The organism is Leucobacter sp. M11 (assembly GCF_035726885.1).
Lineage (GTDB): Bacteria > Actinomycetota > Actinomycetes > Actinomycetales > Microbacteriaceae > JAPFRB01.
Genome location: NZ_JAPFRB010000003.1, coordinates 683,119 through 685,300, shown reverse-complemented (window position 1 = coordinate 685,300; position 2,182 = coordinate 683,119). Strand labels below are relative to the sequence as shown.

The window sequence follows — 2,182 nt, the reverse complement described above, 5'->3', positions numbered from 1 at the left end:
TTCACCCGGTCGAGCGTGCCCTCCGGCAGCAGCGCGGCCTCGACTCCGGGCTCCGCGAGGACGCTGGCCAGCAACCCCGGCTCCCCGACGAGCACCGAGGTGTTGGCGTCGATCTCGGTCACGAGCACCCAGGAGCGGTCATCCGGCCAGAGCAGCGCGATGCCTTCCGGCCCGTCGAAACTTGCCGCGTTCGCCCAGGGAACCCCGAGCACGCCTTCCTCGGTGCTCAGCGCGCCGATACTGCCGCGGAAGAGCAGGTACTCCCTGGCAGGCAGTTCCAGGCGTGGACCGTGTTCGATCTCGGCGGAAAGCGCCGAGGCCGCGTACCGAGCTTCGGCTTCGCGACGGTACCGCTCGCCCTCGGCGAGGTCAGCCTGCTCGTCTCCGGTGGCACGCACCGCGAACATGAATTCGGGCGGGTGACTCGCGAAGAGACTGCCCCAGCCCTCCCAGATTGCCGCCGTGACCGCGGTGTCTGCCCCATCGTGACGGGCGATACTCGCCGCGAGCGCTGCGAGGGCCTCCGGGTCCAGCCGCCCCTCTTCGACATCAGAGAGCCGCCAATTGCCCGGCAGCAACATCTCCGGGCTCGTCCCGCGGAAGGCCACAAGCTCCGGGTTATCGTCCCCCTCCCCCAGAATGTCTTCCCAGCTGATCGTGGGCGTCCAGGGCACCCCGCGGTGCTCGGCGACCTCGCGCCACGGCACCCGGCGGTCCTCGAACTCGACCTCTGCCGGCTCCAAGACCCCGGTCTCCTCGAAACGTCGATCCCGCTCGGCCAGTTCCGCCCAGCTCATCCCGGCGGGCCTGCTTGCGAGCGGAGCGTGAAACAGCCGGATCGCCGCGGGGTATCCCCGGGGCACGACGTGATGACTGCCGGGCGTGGACCAGACCCGGTCGATTCTCTCGGCGAGCCAGGCGCCCACGGACACGTCGGGCTGCCAGACGAAACCTCCCGCGCGCGTCGGCGACTCCGGGCGGTCGCGGTCGTGTTCCGTGGTCATGACGCTCCTCGTGTGCTGCGCCGGGGTGCCCGGCGATCTGCGGATGTGTGTTTGTCTGCGGCCCGGCGGCGATTCCTCACGAGGCCGGGCTCCAGCGCTCCAGAGACCCCTCGGGGAGCACCTCGCTCTCCAGTTCCGGGGTCTCGTGCACCCGGGCGAGCAGCGCCGGGTCGCCGAGCAGCACCGAGTTGTTCGCGTCGATCTCGGTGACGAGCAGCCAGGACCGGTCCTCCGGCCAGAGCAGCGCGACGGGCTCGGGATCGTCTCGATCCGAGCCCGTGAACCAGGGCAGCCGCCCCGCAACCGCGTCCGGTCCGCGCGGCTCCGGCAGGGCCAGCCGCCCGAGCGGCCCCGAAAACAGCAGGTATTCGCGGTTCGGCAACAGGAGCCGGGGGCCACGCTCCACGACGCGCGGCAGCGTGCTGCGCTTCGCTTCGTCCCTGACCGCGCGATTGGCGCGTCGGATATCGCCCCGCGTGAGCGGGGAACCGTCCTCCCGCCTCCCGAAGATGCTGCTCCGGGAGCGCGCGGAGGAAAAGAGGGAGCCCCACCCCGACCAGACCGCGGCGATGACCCGGGTGTCGGGGTCCGTGGCCCGGGTGAGCGCGGCGGCGAGCGCGCGGCTCTCCGCCGCACCCAGGTCCCCCTCGGGTACGTCCCCGGGCCGCCACCCGTCCGGCAACAGGGGCAGCTCGGCCTGCGCCGACCGCGAGAGCCACTGCCAGGAGCCCTGCGGAAGCCACGGGCGGCCCGCCGCGTGGGCTTCGGCGGCCAGCGCCGCCTGTTCCGCGCTGGCCCGGGCGGAGCCTTCGCTCCGGGCGAGGACGATCTCGGTCCAGGTGATCTCGGGTCGCCAGGGGACCCCGAACGCGTCGGCGAGTTCCCGCCAGGTCGCGCGGCGCTCCTCGATGTCGACCGGCGCTTCCGCCCAGGACCCCGTCTGGCGGGCGCGCTGGTCCGCCGCGTGCCACGCCGCCCAGCTCATGCCGACGGGGCGGTCCGCGGTCAGCCGGTGGAACAGTCTCAGCGCCGCGGGAAACCCGCGCGGCACGATGTGGTGGCCGCCGGGCGCCTCCCAGTCCGCGTCGAGCCGACCGGCCAACCACGCCCCCGCGGAGGCGTCGGCCAGCCAGCGGAAGCCGCCCCGCTCGAAGCCGGGCCCGCGGGCGTCCGGCCTA

General features: G+C 73.2%; 2 protein-coding genes. Both read right to left on the bottom strand.

Annotated features, from left to right (window positions below):
- Window positions 1-1,004 (bottom strand): hypothetical protein (locus OOT08_RS11670; RefSeq protein ID WP_325092805.1); only part of this gene is annotated, 1,004 nt, incomplete at its 3' end.
- A gap of 76 nt (window positions 1,005-1,080) precedes the next feature.
- Window positions 1,081-2,182: hypothetical protein (locus tag OOT08_RS11665; protein ID WP_325092804.1), on the bottom strand; the 1,102-nt coding region annotated here is incomplete at its 5' end.